The organism is Chryseobacterium caseinilyticum, assembly GCF_014837145.1.
GTDB classification, from domain to species: domain Bacteria; phylum Bacteroidota; class Bacteroidia; order Flavobacteriales; family Weeksellaceae; genus Chryseobacterium; species Chryseobacterium caseinilyticum.
Map to the genome: position 1 here is coordinate 56,932 of NZ_JACYFS010000005.1, position 18,008 is coordinate 74,939.

Annotated in this window: 10 protein-coding genes; 2 read left to right on the forward strand and 8 right to left on the reverse strand. The window is 36.1% G+C overall.

From position 1 onward, the window contains the following. Positions 1–46: 46 nt before the first annotated feature. The 3 genes from IC610_RS15020 to tsf all read right to left on the reverse strand — a co-directional run bounded on the left by IC610_RS15020 (position 47) and on the right by tsf (position 9,269). Positions 47–4,189, reverse strand: coding sequence for a T9SS type B sorting domain-containing protein (locus tag IC610_RS15020; protein WP_191737586.1), 4,143 nt, complete (start codon positions 4,187–4,189; stop codon positions 47–49). Positions 4,190–4,355: 166 nt separating this feature from the next. Further along, positions 4,356–8,252: a T9SS type B sorting domain-containing protein gene (locus IC610_RS15025; RefSeq protein ID WP_191737587.1), complete on the reverse strand. Its 3,897-nt coding sequence runs from the start codon at positions 8,250–8,252 to the stop codon at positions 4,356–4,358. Positions 8,253–8,444: 192 nt separating this feature from the next. Next, the gene (gene tsf, locus IC610_RS15030; protein ID WP_191737588.1) at positions 8,445–9,269 is read right to left on the reverse strand and encodes a translation elongation factor Ts; all 825 of its coding nucleotides are present in this window, start codon (positions 9,267–9,269) and stop codon (positions 8,445–8,447) included. Between the two features lie 143 nt (positions 9,270–9,412). Here tsf and IC610_RS15035 point away from each other — a divergent pair, with 143 nt between their 5' ends. Beyond that, positions 9,413–10,096 carry a DUF6759 domain-containing protein gene (locus IC610_RS15035; RefSeq protein WP_191737589.1) on the forward strand — a complete coding sequence of 228 codons (684 nt, stop codon included), beginning with the start codon at positions 9,413–9,415 and terminating at the stop codon, positions 10,094–10,096. A gap of 74 nt (positions 10,097–10,170) precedes the next feature. Here IC610_RS15035 and IC610_RS15040 read toward each other — a convergent pair whose 3' ends face one another. Continuing rightward, entirely contained in the window at positions 10,171–11,127 is a 957-nt protein-coding gene (locus IC610_RS15040) for an acetyl-CoA carboxylase carboxyltransferase subunit alpha (RefSeq protein ID WP_191737590.1), read from the reverse strand. A gap of 47 nt (positions 11,128–11,174) precedes the next feature. Beyond that, on the reverse strand, positions 11,175–12,902 hold the full coding sequence (gene gltX / locus IC610_RS15045; protein WP_191737591.1) for a glutamate--tRNA ligase: 1,728 nt from the start codon (positions 12,900–12,902) through the stop codon (positions 11,175–11,177). Positions 12,903–13,234: 332 nt separating this feature from the next. Between gltX and IC610_RS15050 the strand changes: the two genes are divergently transcribed. Continuing rightward, positions 13,235–13,990 carry a class I SAM-dependent methyltransferase gene (locus IC610_RS15050; protein WP_191737592.1) on the forward strand — a complete coding sequence of 252 codons (756 nt, stop codon included), beginning with the start codon at positions 13,235–13,237 and terminating at the stop codon, positions 13,988–13,990. Between the two features lie 62 nt (positions 13,991–14,052). Here IC610_RS15050 and IC610_RS15055 read toward each other — a convergent pair whose 3' ends face one another. The 3 genes from IC610_RS15055 to IC610_RS15065 are packed head-to-tail and all read right to left on the reverse strand — an operon-like array spanning position 14,053 to position 18,005. Further along, a complete protein-coding gene (locus IC610_RS15055; RefSeq protein WP_191737593.1) occupies positions 14,053–14,937 on the reverse strand; it encodes a hypothetical protein in 885 nt (294 codons plus the stop codon). 39 nt (positions 14,938–14,976) lie between these two features. Continuing rightward, a complete protein-coding gene (locus IC610_RS15060; RefSeq protein ID WP_191737594.1) occupies positions 14,977–17,022 on the reverse strand; it encodes a glycosyltransferase in 2,046 nt (681 codons plus the stop codon). A 17-nt stretch (positions 17,023–17,039) separates the two neighbouring features. Then, the gene (locus IC610_RS15065) at positions 17,040–18,005 is read right to left on the reverse strand and encodes a glycosyltransferase family 2 protein (protein ID WP_191737595.1); all 966 of its coding nucleotides are present in this window, start codon (positions 18,003–18,005) and stop codon (positions 17,040–17,042) included. Positions 18,006–18,008 lie beyond the last annotated feature (3 nt).

Genomic DNA, 18,008 nt, shown 5'->3' on the forward strand with positions numbered 1-18,008 from the left:
ACAAATTATTAAGATATATTAAAAAATATTAACAAAAATTTAAAGATTATTCTCTATTCTTGATTAATAACCAACCAGAATAGGAAACCGGTAACTTCGTTTCTGGTTCTATCCACTTAATTACATACCAGTAAGTTCCGGTTGGCAGGTTTCTGTTTCCTACTCGTCCGTCCCATTTGTAATTTTTGTCTGTTGATCTGTAAAGCGGTGCTCCGTATCTGTCTACTACTTCAATGCTTACATTTTGTTTGATCTGAAGATCGGTGTAATCTAAATAGTCATTATGACCATCCCCGTTTGGTGTAATTGCATTGATGAGATTAATAATGAGGAAGTCTTTTACAACAGGCTCACATCCGTCGGCACTTTTTACATAAGCTTTAAATGGCCCTCTGGAAAGTCCGGTGAAAATATTGCTTGTCTGATAATCGAATCCGTTAATAGAGTACTGATATGGAGGTGTTCCACCACTTACATTGATAGTGGCAGTTCCTGCCGTTACGGTAATGCTTGTAATGGTTGGTAAAACAGCATTTGTTACCGTTACATTTTGCCTGTAAACGCATCCGTTGAATGTGAGATCAACATAATAATTGCCTTCACCAGCCAAAATACTCTGTGTAGTAGCACCGGTATTCCATAAATAAGAAGTAAAGCCTGAACCCGCATCCAAAAGAGCTCTTTGCCCGGGACACACAATCTGATTTTTCAACACATCAGATTTTTTTCCTGCTTTCAGGGTAATGCTGATTTGTGCAACTACAGGGCATGCATTTGCGCTGGTAAATCTCACGAAAAATACCTGTGCACCGGTAATATTCTGAACAGCATTCACCGGAGCAGTGCCGTTTTGAGCATTTGCTAACGTAGAATAAAACGTTAATGAAACTGCTGGGTCAGCTGTAAACAGATTTTTATAATCATTTAAATTAACAGATTCTGAGCCGCTCAAATCTAGATCACAAACCTGTGTGATGACGTTGGTTGTAATTAAAGGGATTTTTGCTCCAATTGTAAAATTAATCTGGCCGAATGCAGGTGGACAACCATTTACAGATTCTACTCTCACATAAATTGTAGTATTTGCGGTGTAAGACCAGTTGTTGGGAAGGTTATTGGTTCCTCCGGCTGTAGCCGCTGCTGCTGTAAGGTAATATTTAACGGTAAAACTTCCTGAATTGCTTACAATCTGAGGCGTGATCGAAGAGAAAGTCACATTTACAGTTCCATCAAGATTATCATCACAGATGGCTCCGTTAAAACTGGCGGTATTTATATTCGGCAAAGGATTAACGAATAAAGTAATCTGTGCCACTCTGGTACACCCGAAAGTTGAAGTTACTTTGGCGTAAACTGTTCCTCCTGTTGAAGGATATGCTGTAGGCAGTGGAATAGGGTTCGTTAAAGCAGCATCAGAAAAGTTAGTGACAACAGCTCCAGGAGTTGTTGTTACGACCGGACCTGTCAGATTGAATGTTGCCTGTCCGTTTGTTCCTGCGCATGCAGTCAGAGATGCATTGGTCGCGGTAAGCTGATCAAGAGTTAAAGTTAGTTTAGCAACATTCGCACAGCCGTTTGTACTTTGAAACCTTACATAGAAAACCTGAGTTGGTGCAATGGTTTGGTTTGCACTAACAGGACCTGTAGCATTTTGCGCAGCAGCCAAGGTGTTATAAAATGTCAGTGAAACCGCAGGATCAGTTGTGAAATTGTTTTTGTAAGTATTTAAATCTACAGATTCAGTTGCATCCCAATTGGTATCGCAAACTAATGTGCTGAAATCCTGAGTTAATAAAGTGATTTTATTTGCAATGGTGAAGTTGATCTGCCCGAAAGCGGGTGGGCAACCATTTGTGGATTCGACTCTTACATAGACTGTAGTATTGCCGGTATAGGTCCAGTTTACTGGTAATGTATTAGCATTTCCAAGATTTGCATCAGCTTGATTTAAATAATATTTTACTATGAAATTTGCTGAATTGGTTACGATCAGCGGAGTAACAGTTGAGAAATTAATATTGATAATTCCATCTAAATTATCATCGCAAAGATTAGCATTATAATTTGCTGTGTTGATATTCGGTGACGGATTTAAATTCAATGTAATCTGAGCAGTTTTTGAACAACCATACTGTGAAGTTACTTTTGCATAAACCGTTGTTGCAGTGGTGCTGTAATTATTTGCACTTCCGATTAGAACGGTAAGAGCAGCGTCAGCGTAATAGGCTATTGTAGTTCCCGTATCTGAGGTTACTACAGCGGATGTCAGGTCAAAAGTTCCCGTCCCGTTGGCGTTTGCACATACAGTCAGCGTTGCATTTGTAACCTGTAAAACATCAATATTAATTATTACTTTAAAATATTCGATGTCAGCAGGATTTCCATTTCCCTGAACGGAATAGATGAAACTATCTGCTACATCTGCTGTCAATGTAGTGTTTGGCGTATAAGTAATTTGTCCTGTAGAAGAATTTACAGATGTAGTCCCTGAAGTAGGAGTCTGAACCACAGTTACACTTGAAGGAACCATAGTTTGAGTGGAAATCACAAGTGCGGGATTAATTTGTTTGGTTTGGCAGCTTCCAATCGTGTATGTAGCTGTAGGAATTGGCGGACAGGTTACGTAAGTGTAAATTGCTGTAAGCTTAGTTTCGCAGTTGTTTTTTGTAATCTGACAGGTGTAATTTCCGGCACCATAAGTTTCAGGATTTATTGAATACGATGTTGCTCCGGAAATGGGCTGGCCGTTTAGAAACCATTGGTAAGAGTCATAACTGCTGTCTACCTGAAGTAATACGCCCAAATAGCAGTCACCTGTTTTTGTAATGGCCGGAACTGAGGAAAACCCTGCAAAATAGCCACCATAGCCAACTGCACCGCTTCCTGCCGCAATTCCGGCAGTGACAGATTTCGTAGAGTTTACGGTGATATTGCCTGTAACATTGGGAACAGAATACGTTACCCAGTTCGCGTTTCCAGGTACGGGATATGGTCCGGTCGTTGCAGGTACATTGGCACCGTTTATAGTAACCGTTGCTCCTGTTTGGGTAAGAATATTAAGTTTGGTAGCGTAAGTGGTGTTGCCAATTCTGTTGATTTGAGCAATTTCATCAATCTGATTGGGCATAAAACAACTTAACGGCGGAATAAAATTGAATCCTCCGGTTGCATATTCGTTTCCCACATTTGTACCTGCAAGCAATTGATAAACGTATACATTTTTTGTTGCAGTAATTCCTAGATTGTATACCCCATTTCCCTGATTAATATAGTAGTTGACAGGAAGTAAGAAATACTGTCCGGCATTTAAAGTTACACCCGAAACAGTGCCATTAATGGTGAACGTGGTATTATTCTCTGTAGCAACGATAAGAGCTGTCTCCATTCCTGTGTTTACTGAGCCGTTCCCTTTTACTAAAGCGAAATCTTTTCCAAGTTTATCCACCGGCACAGCCTGATCCATCAAAATATCGTTGTTGGTGAAATTATTGTTGGTGTAAATACCATTAAAATTACCATTGGTAACAGAAATAGGTTTTGTTGATTCTATTTTTGCTCCTACCAATCCGTTCATATTTTCGACGGCATTAATACTTACGGCATCTAGTATGTATGATTGTCCTTTATTAAGAGTAACTGTTCTGGTGGCGGCTGTAACTCCGTCGCTAAAAACTACATTAGGATTATACCCTGAAATTACAACGTCGGTATTATCTTCTGTAGCTAAAATTCCGATCATGGAACTGATGTAAAACTCACTTCCTGTAAGTGGTGCCATGGCTGCATAAAATTTTGTACCCAGACTTGCAAGACCTTTTGAGGTTATAATCTCTGCATGGCTTGTTACTGAAAATCTGAAATTTGCAAAGAATCTTTTGCTTCCTTTTGCAGAAATACCCATGGTGTTGGGAACGAAAAGATCTGATGGGTTTGTTGCAAACATAAATCCTGCAGGAATACTTACCTCTACCGGATTGTTTTTGCTTACTTGCACCGTAGTATAAACAGTGTTGTTATTAAAAATCTGAACGCTAAATGGCGTTGTTTCATTAGTAGACAGATACAAATAACTCTGTAAATTAGTGGTAGCTACTTTGGCTGCCATAGGAGCAAACCAATGATCGGTATCAAGCTGAGCATTAAGGGATAAGCACAAAAATGCAAAAATGCTTAGTAAAAATCTTTTCATACAGAAATTATAGGGAGGCAAATTTACATATTAATAATCAATTTTTCACATCTTTTTATTCTTTTTCGATCGTGTTGAAAATGTTTAATTTAATTTTAATAAATCTGTCATATTGTAACAGATTCAATAAAAAAATGATGAAAAAAGCATAATGAAAAATTTGATCTTAATTTCGATTTTTAATAAGAATCCATCCCGAATGTGAAACCGGCAGTTTTGTGTCGGGTTCTGTCCATTTTAAGATGTACCAATATGTACCTGTTGAGAGGGTTCTTCCACCAGATTTTCCATCCCATATATAATTTTTGTCTAATGATTTGTAGACAGGTGCTCCGTAGCGATCTATGACCTCTATTGTTACATTTTGCTTTAACCGTAAATCTGAGTAGTTTAAAATGTCATTATGACCGTCTCCATCGGGTGTAATTGCATTTACAAGATTGAGAATCAGAAATTCACTTATTACGGGTTGACAACCATCTGCGCTCAAAACATATACCGTATGCGGACCTCTCGTAAGTCCACTGAACGTATTCGAAGACTGATAATCAATTCCATTCAGTGAAAATTGGTAAGGTGGCGTTCCGCCGATAACATTGATGGTAGCATTTGAGGCAGTGACTTGAATACTTGTAATGACGGGAGTTGGTGCTGTAGTAATTTTTACCTGTTGTCTGTAAATACAGCCATTAAAGCCCAAATCAACAAAATAAATTCCTTCACCTACCGTAATGGATTGAGTAGTTGCCCCGTTACTCCATAGATATGAGGTGAATCCGACTCCTGCGTTCAGAGTTGCCTTTTCACCGGAGCACACAACCTGATCTCTCAATGTATCAGATTTTCTGCCAGATTTTAAGTTGATTCTTAACGTTGCTGTATTCGGGCACGCGTTGTTACTGATAAATCTTATGAAGTAAATTCCCGAATTTGTTACAACCTGTTGTGCTGCAATGGCATTTGTTCCTGCCTGTGCATTAGTCAAAGTGGAATGAAATGTAAGGGTGACGGCAGGATCTGTTGTAAACTGATTTTTGTAATCGTTGAGATTTACCGTCTCAGAACCGTTGATATCATTGTCGCATACCTGTGTGTTTAAATTATTTGTGATTAAGGTTATTTTGTTTCCAATCGTGAAATTGATTTGTCCAAAAGCAGTTGGGCAAGTACTGCTTCCATCTACTCTTACATAGACAATAGTATTTACTGTGTAAGTCCAGTTCGTAGGTAAAGTATTATTGTTTCCTGCGTTGGCATCGGTTTGACTTAAATAGTATCGGACGGTAAAGTTGGCTGAATTTGCGACAATCTGAGAAGTTACTGTGTTAAAATTCACATTCAGAATTCCATCAAGATTATCATCACAAATGTTGGCGTTGAAATTAGCTACATTAATATTTGGAAGCATCTTGACTTCTATAGCCAGATTTCCTGTTTGGTAACACTGAGTACTGTTTGTAAATCTTAAATAAAAAATTCCCGTTGTTCCACCATTGATAATCTGTACCGCAGGAATAGTATTCATTCCAGTTTGTGCATCTGCCAGTGTACTGTGAAATGTAACTGCAGTTGTAGGATCCAAGGTGAATATATTTTTATAATTATTTAAATCTACCGTTTCAGAGCCATTATTGTCTGTGTCGCAAATTTGTAAAACATAAGTTGGGGTCAAGAGATGAATTTTAGCTATAATTTTAAAATCAATTTTTCCGAAAGCGGGAGAACATCCATTGCTGCTTTCAACTCTTACAAAAACTGTTGTGTTTGCTGTGTAGCTCCAGTTGACTGGCAAGGTATTGTTGTTTCCGGCGCTGGCATCCGTTTGACTTAAGTAATATTTTGTAATAAAACTTCCTGAATTTGTTACAATTTGAGGAGTAACTGTTGCAAAATTGATATTGATTGTTCCGTCACTGTCATCGTCACAGATATCAGCATTGAAATTACTTGTATTGATGTTAGGAGAAGGATTTACATTTAAATTGATTTGGGCAGTTTTTGAACATCCGAATGATGAAGTTACTTTAACATAAACTATTCCACTGGCCGAAGTATAAGTGGTGGGAATTGCAATTGGTGATGTTAAGGCAGCATCTGAAAAATAACTGGAAGTAGTTCCGGCGTCTGAAGTAACTACTGCTGCAGTAAGGTCGAAAGTCGCATCGCTTGCGTTACTGCATATAGATAATGCCGCATTATTGATCTGAAGAACATCAATATTTACGGTGATTTTGAAATATTCAAAATCAGCAGGAGTTCCCGTGCCTTCAATATAATATGCAAAAACATCAATGGCATCCGACGTCAAACCTGAATTTGGAGTGTATGTTATTTGGCCATTTAGAGGATTTACTGTTGCCGTACCTAAAGAAGGGCTAGATACAATTGTTGTTAAAGTGGGAGAGACCGATTGATTTGATGTTGTAAAGGCGGGAATTATTAATTTAGAATTACAACTTCCAATGTTGTAAGTTAAATTGGTAATCGGTGGGCAAACCGTGTAAGTGTAAACTGGAGTTAGTTTAGTCTCGCAATTGTTTTTAGTGACTGAGCAAGTGTAATTACCTGAGCCATATAATTCGGGGTTTATTGAATAAGTATTTGCGCCAGGTATAAGAACACCATTTAAAAACCATTGGTAAGAATCATACGAATTGTCAACCTGTAGAAGGTTTCCGACATAGCAATCTCCCGTTTTGGCTATTACGGGCACTGATGAAAACCCTGCAAAGTAGCCCCCATAGCCTACTGCGCCACTTCCAGCTGCTATTCCGGCTGTAACAGACTTTGTAGAATTTACTGTGATGTTTCCTGAAATATTTGGTATAGAATACGTAACCCAATCTGGGTTTCCAGTTATCAGGTATGGTCCATTAGTGGTAGGAATCGATGCGTTATTAACGGTTACTGTGGCTCCAGCCTGAGTAATGATGTTGAGTTTGGCATTGTATGTATTAGATCCAATTTGGTTAATAAATCCTATTTCATCTACTTTGTTCGGCATAAAGCAGCTTAGTGGTGGTATAAAATTCATACCACCCGTTGCATTTTCAGCGGGTCCATATGCGCCTGCTAAAAACTGATACAAGTAGATGTTTTTGGATGACGAAACGCTCAAGTTATAATGGCCATTTCCCTGATGAGTGTAGAAATTACTTAGCAGTTGGTATTCTCCGGCGTTAAGAGTGAGGCCTAATGAAATCCCGTTAATAGTGTATGTAGTGTTGTCTTCAGTTGCTAGTAATAATACGCTTTCCATGTCTGAATAGGCATCTCCATTTCCTTTTACTACCACAAAATCTTTGCCCAATCTGTCTGTGGGAACAGACTGATCCATCAGAATGTCACTGTTACCGACAAACCCAAATGTATAAATTCCATTAAAATTTCCATTGGTTAGTGATACGGGTTTCGTTGCTTCTAGCTTCGCTCCCACTAAACCATTGCTGTTAAATGGTGAGGTCGTACTTAGCGCTTCTATAATGTAAGATTCACCCTTGTTTAAAGTAAATGTTTTTGTTGGGCTGGAGGAACCATCAGAAAAGACAACGTTCGGATTGTATCCTGATAGAACAACATTGGTACTGTCTTCCGTCGCAATGACTCCAATTGTAGAGTTTACAAATGTTTGCGGAGTGGTAATAGGAGCCATAGCAACATAGAATTTTTTCCCCAAACCAGCTAGTCCCTTTGAAGTTATGATTTCTGCATGACTAGGCAGAGAAAATCTGTAATTCGCAAAAAATTTCTTGGTTCCTTTTACATAGATTCCCATGTTATTAGGTGTAAGAATTTTAGTTGGATTGTTGGTAGACATAAAATCGGTGGGGATGCTTACCTGTGCAGGATTTCCTTTGCTTATTTGTACTGTTGTAAAGAGCGTATTATTGTTAAAAATCTGCACTGAAAATGGTGAACTTTCATTTGTTGACAGATAAAGAAAGCTTTGTAATTGGTTCGGATTCTGTCTGAGAGCCATAGGTGCAAACCAATGATCCGTGTCCAATTGAGCATTTACGACAAGGCAAATAAATGTGAAGATACTCAGTAGAAATTTTTTCATGCTTAGTCTGTTAGAAAACAAATTTAATTATTAAAAGTCAATAAATTACATATTTCTTAATATATTGAGTTATTTTTTGTTGAATTATAATATATTTCACCCTCGATGCTGTGGAGTTATTTTTTAAAATAAAATGAAAAAATCCCGATGAACAAGTTCACCGGGACTGATATTTTAAACTTAAAAAAGTTCTTACAAGCTAACTCTGATAAATCCAGTTACTTTTAGGTCTCCGTTTACAGATTTCACGTAGTCAGCTACAGAAATAGAGCTGTCTTTGATGAAATCCTGGTGCACCAAAGTGTTGTCTTTGTAGAATCTCTGCATTTTACCTTTCAAGATGTTATCGATAATGTTTGCAGGCTTACCTTCTTCAGTAAGTTTGTGTCTTTCGATTTCCAATTCTTTGTCGATTGTTTCCTGAGAAACTTTAGTTTCGTCAAGAGCGATTGGGTTCATAGCAGCAGCCTGCATAGAAACAGATTTTGCAGCTTCGTCAGCTCCGTCTACTTTAGCAGAAAGTGCAGTGATTGCAGCGATTTTGTTTCCAGCGTGGATGTAAGCTCCAAGGAAAGGACCTGTGATTCTTTCGAATGCACCAATCTCGATTTTTTCACCGATAACTCCAGTTTGCTCGATCAATTTGTCAGCAACAGTCAATCCGTGGAAATCTGTAGCCAATAATTCTTCTTTAGTAGCAGCGAAGATAGCCATTTCAGCCAATTCATAAGCCAACTCGATGAACGCTTCGTTTTTAGCAACGAAGTCAGTCTCGCAGTTTAGAGAGATTACAACACCTAAAGTATTGTCTTCATTTACTCTTGCGATTACAGCACCTTCAGAAGAATCTCTGTCTGCTCTGTTAGCTGCAACTTTCTGTCCTTTTTTTCTAAGGATGTCAACTGCTTTTTCGAAGTCTCCTTCTGCTTCAACTAAAGCTTTCTTGCAGTCCATCATTCCTGCACCTGTTTGATTTCTTAATTTTGCTACGTCTGCAGCAGCTGGTGAATAAGACATAATATTTATAATTTTTTATTTAAATTTATAATTGTTTATATTCGTTTAAATTTTGTGGCGCAAAGATAATGTTTTAATGATAAACTAAAAAATGACTTTTTGCGTTATAGTATTTATTTGATAAAATTTTAATAATAACTTTAATGAAGAAAATTTTTCTTATCCTTTTTGTCTGTCTTTTCAGCTTAGGTTTTGCTCAGAAGAAAAAATCTAAAACCAAAGCTAAGGCAGTTGCAGAAAAGGAAACATTGATCATATACACAGAGCAGGATGCCGAAATTTCAAACGAAGCCAGAATTATTGCAGGTTTTCTGAAACAGAATCCGGGACATGAAAAAACGGAATATTTCAAAAGAAAGCTGATTGGAATAATCATGGCAGACAATTCACCGGAAGCCAAGCCTACCATCACACCGATGAGTAAGGACAAAGTGGAGAAAATCACCAAAAATCAGGACCTGGCAAGTAAATCCGTCGCATCCAATTCAGCTCCGAAACGCACTGTAAATTATGCCAGTGTCGGAAGTAAAAAAGCGGGGACGAGCGAAGAACACAAGAGAACTGCGGATTATCTGTCTCATATTTTTAATCAGGATGATTCTGATCCTACAGCTTACATTAATATTAAAAACAGATCAAAATGTAATCTCATCGTAAAAATTACCGGAAAAAAATACTACAATCTCAATGTTCCTGCCAACGGACAAAACTATGTGCAGGTGGACAAAGGCGAATATGTTTTGACTACAATGGTTTGCGATGCGAAATATTCTTCCCTGAAAAGAATTGCAAAAGATATCGAACTGGAGTTAAGTGTGAATGATTAATATTTTAAAACTTAATATAAAAAAACGCAGCTGAAAATTATTTTCGCTGCGTTTTTTTTATGTTTAATCTAAATTTATCCTTTAAACTGTCCCATTGCAATAAACTTGTCCTGTCTGTGCGTTTCAAGTTCTTTGCCTGTGAATTTAGAGAAAGCCTTAATATTCTGTAAAATTGAAGCTTTTAAATTTAAATAAGTTACTTCCGGATCGTAATGTGCTCCACCAAGTGGTTCTTCAATAATTCCGTCTATGAATTTTTCTCTTAAAGCATCTTTTGGTGTAAGATTTAATGCATTGGCTGCATCTTCTTTATGATCCCAGTTTCTCCATAAGATTGAAGAACAGCTTTCCGGTGCAATTACCGTGTACCACGTATTTTCAAGCATGTACACTTTGTTTCCAACACCAATTCCCAGTGCGCCGCCACTCGCTCCTTCACCAATAATGTATGTGAAAATTGGAGTTTTAAGCATTGTCATTTCGAAAATGTTTCTTGCAATCGCTTCACCCTGTCCTCTTTCTTCAGCTTCAAGACCAGGATAGGCTCCCGGTGTATCAACCAAAGTGATTACAGGAATTTTGAATTTTTCTGCAAGCTTCATTAATCTTAAAGCTTTTCTGTATCCTTCAGGATTCGGCATCCCGAATCTTCTGTGCTGTCTTTCTTTGGTCGTTCTTCCTTTCTGGGTTCCGAGAATCATAATTCTCTGGCCATCCAATGTTGCCAAACCACCAATCAATGCAGGGTCATCAGCAAAATTCCTGTCACCATGAAGCTCAAGGAAGCTTCCTTTGTCTACCATACCATTGATGTAATCTAAAGTATACGGACGGTTCGGATGACGGGATAACTGTACTCTCTGCCAAGGTGTAAGGTTGCCATAGATTTCTTTTTTGGTATCTATAATCTTATCCTCGATCTGGCTGCATGCTAATTTTACATCAACACCACTTTCTTCTCCTACCAATGAACAGGTTTGATACTGATCCATCAGCTCTTTTATAGGAAGTTCGAAACTTAAATATTCCATTCTTGAAGTAAATTAAATCTTTCAAATGTATGAAAAATTATGAAAATCTATTTAAAATTATTTACAGCATTGCTTATTCTGGCGATACTTTCTTCTTTTCCAACAAGTTCCACGATATCGGGAACATCAGGGCCTTTCAATTCTCCTACTAAGGCCAAACGGAGCGGCATCATCACTTTCCCCATTCCCACGCCTTTGCTTTCGGCAAAATCATGTAATTTTTGTTTGATATTTTCTGAAGTAAATGCTTCAGTGTCGTTTAAAACAGAAGAAAATTCAGTTAAAAGAGTAGAAGCCTCATCATTCCACGCTTTTTTTGAAGCTTTCTCATCGTAAGACGTCGGAGCTTCAAAGAAGAACTTTCCGTTTTCATAAATATCTTTAGGGAACGTTGCTCTCTCTTTCATCAGATGAATGATTTTTAATAATTTTTCATCTTCAGTGTTTAAATTTAAATCTGAATTCTTTAGAATCTCAAGCAGTTCTTCATCAGATTTCGTTTGAATATACTGATGATTGAACCATTCAGATTTTTCTTTACTGAATCTTGCTCCAGCTTTATGAACTTTATTCAGATCAAATTCTTTTGCCATTTCTTCCAGAGATAAAATTTCTTTATCATCTGCCGGAGTCCATCCCAAAAGTGCCACCATATTGATGAATGCTTCAGGCAAATATCCGCTTTCTCTGTAACCTTTAGACACATTTCCTGTCGCAGGATCTGTAAAGTTTAAAGGAAAGACAGGGAATCCAAATTTATCGCCATCTCTTTTACTCAGTTTTCCTGAAAGTCCTTTCTTTAAAAACTGTTTTACAGAAGCTGTTATTTCGTTGTCTTTTTCATTTTCTGTCAACATAGATTTAAATCGCGGACTCTTCACCTCTGAAAATAATGATTTTATTAACGCAGCTGATTCCTCAAAAGAAAACTGACTGTTTTTTGTCACAAATTCTTCTGTAAAAGATTTTGTTATGCTGTCAATATTTTCTCTGTTAATTAATGTAGAAACGTCTGGTTTTAGAATTAATGAAAGATGGGCGAATTCAGGAGCTTCCCAACCCATTGCTTCATATAATAAAGTGTGCAAACCTAAAGAGGGCAGCCATTCTTCACCACGGATTACGTGGGTGATTTCCATCTCGTGGTCGTCGATGATGTTGGCAAAATGGTACGTCGGCATTCCGTCGTTTTTTACAAGAACTTTATCGTCTAAAGTATCTGTATTTACAGCAGAATTTCCTCTGATGATATCTACAAGGCCCAAAGTGCGGTCAACCGGCATTTTAAATCTTACCACGTAAGGTGTTTTCCCGTCGAGTAACTTCTGAACTTCCTCTTCAGAAAGAGCAATGCTGTTTCTTAAACGGTTTCTGGATTTGTTATCATACGAAAAAACTTCACCGTTTGCTTCGTATTCAGCACGGATCTCATCCAGTTCTTCAGCGGTATCAAAAGCGATGTAAGCATAATCTGTTTTAAGAATCTGCTCAGTATATCTGTCGTAAATATCTCTTCTTTCAGACTGTCTGTAGGGAGCAAATTTTCCGCCTTTTTTCGGGCTTTCATCGGGGATAATTCCGCACCATTCCAAAGCTTCTTCGATGTAATCTTCTGCCCCTTCCACATATCTTGCCGTGTCTGTATCTTCAATTCTCAATACAAACTCGCCACCTTGATTTTTAGCAAAAAGATAATCATATAATGCTGTTCTTACGCCTCCCAAATGCAATGGCCCCGTAGGACTTGGTGCAAAACGTACTCTTACTTTGCTCATTTCTTAAATAAAATTTTTGCAAATTTACTTAAATAAAATATTTTGCGCCTGTTTAATATTTTTGAAGTTGGGATTTTTTAATCTTATTATATACATTTGTAAAAATTTAGAACTCACGAATTACGCTTGAAACCTGCGAAATAACCTAAGTAACTTCTATGCAGATAAGGTAAAGACGGAAAAAATATTTCATAAGAAACAAAACACAGAGAATGATGAATCTGTCAAATAATTTTTTTGTTTTCATTGAAGTTCATGCAGAGGCTTATTTTGAGGAAAATGATATCGTGAAACTCGATGATGAGTATGATAGAAATTAATTAAACAAATATATGACAGGTACAGTAAATATTGAGAATACAGATAAATTTTTCTGGCACAGATATGACGCAATTTACAGTGATGAACTTTTGAGATTAGAAAATGTAAAGAAAGTCATTGAATTTGGAGTTTTCAAAGGTGATTCTGTAAGATGGCTGAACAGACAATATCCTGAAGCGAAAATTTTTGCTGCCGATATTCTTCCAATACAAGCGGAATGGACTCAAAATAAAGATATTGTTTATTATCAGTTAGATCAGGATAAAGTTTCAGATATCAAAGCTTTTTTTGGAACAACGGGTAATGAAATTGATTTGATTATTGAAGATGGAAGTCATTTTCCGCAACACCAAAAAAACTGCCTTGTTATCGGAATGGATTATCTGAAATCTAATGGTATTTACATTCTTGAAGATATACATACCTCTCACCCGAATCATGATTACTACATTCAGCAGGGTAAAAGTGAAAATTATATTTCGCCGTTACACGTGCTGTTATTTATTGAGCATTACATGAGTAATAATGCAAAGATTGAGGAAAGTAAGATAAAAGAGCTGACTGTTAATTCTTTGTTTAGTTTTGAGGAAATCAAAAATTTAATTGAGAATATTAAAAGCATTAAAATATATCGAAGATCAACTTTACCAAAAAAATGTTACAGTTGTGGTTCTTCAGATTATGATTATCATGTGCTGAAATGTAAGTGTGGAACTGATATTTTTGCGGAAGCAGACTCGATGACTGCAGTGCTGGTGAAAAAATAATTTAAAAAATAAAAGGGGTAATGTTGAATCAACATTACCCTTTTTTATTTCAAATTTTATTATCAAAATAAATTTTTAAGTTTAAGCTTAAACTTTTTTGTAAATGAGAGATCAAGTTGAAGTTTTTTCTGAGGATATTCTTTAGAAAAGAGGGTGATGAATTCAGAAATGTTTTTTGCAGGAAAAAAAGAAATCTCTTTCCATTGAGGTGCATCCAGAGGATGAAAGTTTTTAAAGTCTTTGTAATTTTCTGCATTCAGGCCTTTCCATAATTCAAGAAAAGAGGTCGTGTCAAAATCATTTTTGTGCCCCCAATTATTGATTTTTTCTACTATTTCATTCTCGTCTCTGGCCCATGACTGGTGAATGAGATAAAAGTCTAGAGGCAGTGTGCGGCCTTTATTCGTTAGTCTTGCATAATCATATTTTGGGTAATTGGTAATGAGCATGCATTTTTCTTCAAATGGCGTGATGACGTAAAAGCCTTTCTCATCTCTTTTAAACAAAGTCACAAAATTAACCTGGAAATTGAAAGGCTTGTTTTCAGGATTTTTTAACAGAAATTTGTTTTGTCTCAGGAAGTCAGATAATTTTGAAAAGTCATAAGCATATTCGTCCCCATCAATCTGAATATGCCATCCATCTAATCCCAATTTTTCAGCCATCATGTTTCGCTGTCTGGTTTCAAGCTCCATTGGCTGCATTCCTGCAATGTAAAAATGATCTTCGTAAAAGATTATTTTATTGTCAACATCAAGTTTTTTTATATCAGAAAAAAAACTTTGGGGAATAAAAACATCATTACCCGCCCAGGTCTTATTTTTTGCATCGTAGCTTATTACGATACTGTCGACTTCATTATAAATTTCCTGTAAAGAAGTAAAAATATATGCATAGTCATAAGATAAAAGATATCCGACCTTAATGATGTTCTTTTTGTTTATCATAACTGTTTTGATAAAGAATTAAAATCCTGTTGATTAATACTAACTGAATAAATTGAAAATTTCCTTTTTCTGACCGTTGATCGTAAACGGATAGATTGCTTTTGAAGAATTATCGGATAATTTTGTCCATAAGTTTTCGTCTTCATGAAGGCGAATAATATCAGCTGCCAATTTTTCTTTATCAGAAATTTCTGCAATCATTGCCGTATCCTCGTTTTCAAGATGCATACCTTCTGCACCAATCGTTGTGGTAACAACCGGCAGAGAAAATTCCAGAGCCTGCCCGATTTTTCCTTTTACACCAGCACCATATCTCAGTGGTGCAACTGTAAGTATAGCATTGGTAAAATATGTTGAAACAACTTTCACAAAGCCTCTTATTTTAAAATGGTCTGAGTCAAGCTTTATTATTTCGTCGGGCATATCTCCACCAATAATATCAACAGAGATATCAGGTCTTTTTTGCCATACAATTTTCATGATTTCATGCAAAAAAATAATTGCATCGATATTGGGATTATGTTTGCCACCACCGATAAAAAGTACTCCGGAACGCTTATTAAAATGTGGTTTGTTATCAATTTCTTTCAGCTCGTGAATGTTGCTGATTACATGTACTTTATTTTTATCAATTCCCGTTTCAGTAAGAAAATCTTTTTCAGTTTCGCTGATTGCAATGACTTTATTGCTGTTATTAATTGCAGACATTTCTCTTTCTTTTGCCATCTTTAATTCGGCGTCAGTCATTGTATTTAAACCCAATTCTATCTCTCTTTTTATACGAAGATATTGGAAATCGACCATATCATAAATCATTGTTTTTTTTGAGATTAAAGACATATAATGCTGAACAAAATAATGATACGTTTCAATTCTGGATATCCATATCTGATCAATAAATGTATTTAAATTTTTAAGTTGTATTTTTTGGGTTATAATTTCTGCTTTTTCATTAACAAAACCTCTCAGAATGTGAATTCCATAAGACTCATATAGTTTTATATAAGATTCATCCTTAGATTCTTCATTCATCGTAATCAGAAATACTTTATGATCATGCAGAGTAAGATATTTCATGATTTCTACAATGCGGTTTGCTCCGGAATCATTATCAAATTTTGGAAAATAGGTTTCTACGAAGAGAATCGAAGGTTTTTTACTATTTTTATCAATATTCAACAATTGATTTAGTATCATTGGCTCGGTGAAATGCTTTCCCCATCTTTCATAAAATACTGCGGAATTCTTTTCCATTAAACGGGTTTTATCTGATGACGGTGCTTCGTTTTGATGGGAAACATTCTCAAAATGAACTATAACAGATAAAGGCTGATAATATACCTGAAGATTTTGCTCGTATTTTAATCTCATACAGAAATCTGTTTCTTCATAGTAAGCAGGTGCATAGATTTCATCTAAAAGATTGATTTCTCCCTGGGAATTTATTTTTCTGAACAAAAGGCTGCAACCCGAACAGTAATCTACTTTCTTCAGAAAATTATATTCAGGATTGTCAGGTGACTGATTGCGTCCTAAATTAACAATGTGACGGTCTTTGTAAATCAAACAACCTGCTTCCTGCAGGATATGATTAGGGTAAATTAATTTTGATCCTACTGCTCCTGCGTCTGGCTTCGTTTCCATCACATCAACTAGAGTATCTAAAAATCCGGGTTGTACGATGGTATCGTTATTCAACAGATAAATGTATTCTCCCAAAGCATTGTTGATACCATGGTTTACACTTTTTAGAAAACCTGAATTTTCAGAATTTTTTACAAGCCTTATTCCTTTGATGTTTTTTAATACTTCTTCAGAATTATCTGTACTGCAGTCATTTACAATAATGATTTCAAAAGATGTGTTCTCTTTTGCATTCCCGATAGAGTAGAGGCAGTTAAGAGTATAATTGATCTGATTATAGACAGGAATGATAATGCTGACTTTCGGGTTTTGACTTTGGGGCAGAGTATGCAATTTTTCTACAATTTCCTCGAAGGAAAGCAGTTCGTAATCAGCTTTTTTTACCGCTTTCTTCAGTCGATATGCTTTGATATAGTTTTTTATGAGACGTTTTATACCCATAGTAATTTTTGTAATGTTTAATTTTTTTTAAGCTGTCTTTTATTGAGCAGCTTATCTAGATTATAAATAAAAAAGCTTTTGAAAGGAAACTTTTTTTTGAGCAGATCCATATTTTTTTTCAGCTCTTCAAAAAACTTTTTTTTCAGCTGTTCCTGTTGAAGAGAATTGTTTTTATAATAAATTAAAAATTTGTTATGCCAGTCTATCTGTGCTCGAATTCTGCTTTTAATACTTTTGAAATCATCATTGATGGTATTGAAAATAAAGTACTGATATATTTCAGAAAAATAATCAGAATTTTTTAAAAAGGCAATACCTCCGACTTGTTGAGATGAATGCACCCTGTAATTGATGAGTTTCTGACTGATAAAACCCATTTTTCCGGGAATTGTTGCTAGCAAAGTCAACCATTCATCGTGGTGGAAATTCTCCAAAATTGGTACTGGTAATATAGATTTTGCAAAATCTGCCCTTACCGCCATCGTTGCCCCTGTAGAAAAGTTACCTTTCTGCGTCAGAAAATTAAAATTGTCATTCTTAGGATTATCTTCTAAATATTTTTCATAAACATCCCATTTGGTAAAATATTCAGTCATGATATCAGAATTCTCATCCATAAGATATCCGTTAGAACAGTAACCCAACATTTCAGGATTTTCTTTAAATTTTGAAACAAAAATTTCAGTTTTTTGAGGATACCAATAATCGTCCTGGTCGCTTAGAAAAATAATTTCGTAAGTGCAGAGTTTTATGGCTTTTTCAAAGTTTTTTACACTTTTTAAAGTCTTTTCATTTTTAAAAATCTTAAAAATTTCAGGATATTTCAGTTTATAGTTCTTTAGAATTTCCCAGGTTTTATCTGTAGATAAATCGTCACAAACTACAATTTCATCCACGGAAACTTTCTGGTTTAAAATAGAATCCAGTTGCTCTTCGATATATTTTTCACCATTATACGTGCAAATTGCTACAGAAATTTTCATGTT

Coding starts and splice junctions, on each gene's coding strand:
- IC610_RS15035 (WP_191737589.1), top strand. CDS start 9,413: ATGAAGAAAATTTTTCTTATCCTTTTTGTCTGTCTTTTCAGCTTAGGT.
- IC610_RS15025 (WP_191737587.1), bottom strand. CDS start 8,252: ATGAAAAAATTTCTACTGAGTATCTTCACATTTATTTGCCTTGTCGTA.
- IC610_RS15020 (WP_191737586.1), bottom strand. CDS start 4,189: ATGAAAAGATTTTTACTAAGCATTTTTGCATTTTTGTGCTTATCCCTT.
- IC610_RS15055 (WP_191737593.1), bottom strand. CDS start 14,937: ATGATAAACAAAAAGAACATCATTAAGGTCGGATATCTTTTATCTTAT.
- IC610_RS15065 (WP_191737595.1), bottom strand. CDS start 18,005: ATGAAAATTTCTGTAGCAATTTGCACGTATAATGGTGAAAAATATATC.
- tsf (WP_191737588.1), bottom strand. CDS start 9,269: ATGTCTTATTCACCAGCTGCTGCAGACGTAGCAAAATTAAGAAATCAA.
- IC610_RS15060 (WP_191737594.1), bottom strand. CDS start 17,022: ATGGGTATAAAACGTCTCATAAAAAACTATATCAAAGCATATCGACTG.
- IC610_RS15050 (WP_191737592.1), top strand. CDS start 13,235: ATGACAGGTACAGTAAATATTGAGAATACAGATAAATTTTTCTGGCAC.
- gltX (WP_191737591.1), bottom strand. CDS start 12,902: ATGAGCAAAGTAAGAGTACGTTTTGCACCAAGTCCTACGGGGCCATTG.
- IC610_RS15040 (WP_191737590.1), bottom strand. CDS start 11,127: ATGGAATATTTAAGTTTCGAACTTCCTATAAAAGAGCTGATGGATCAG.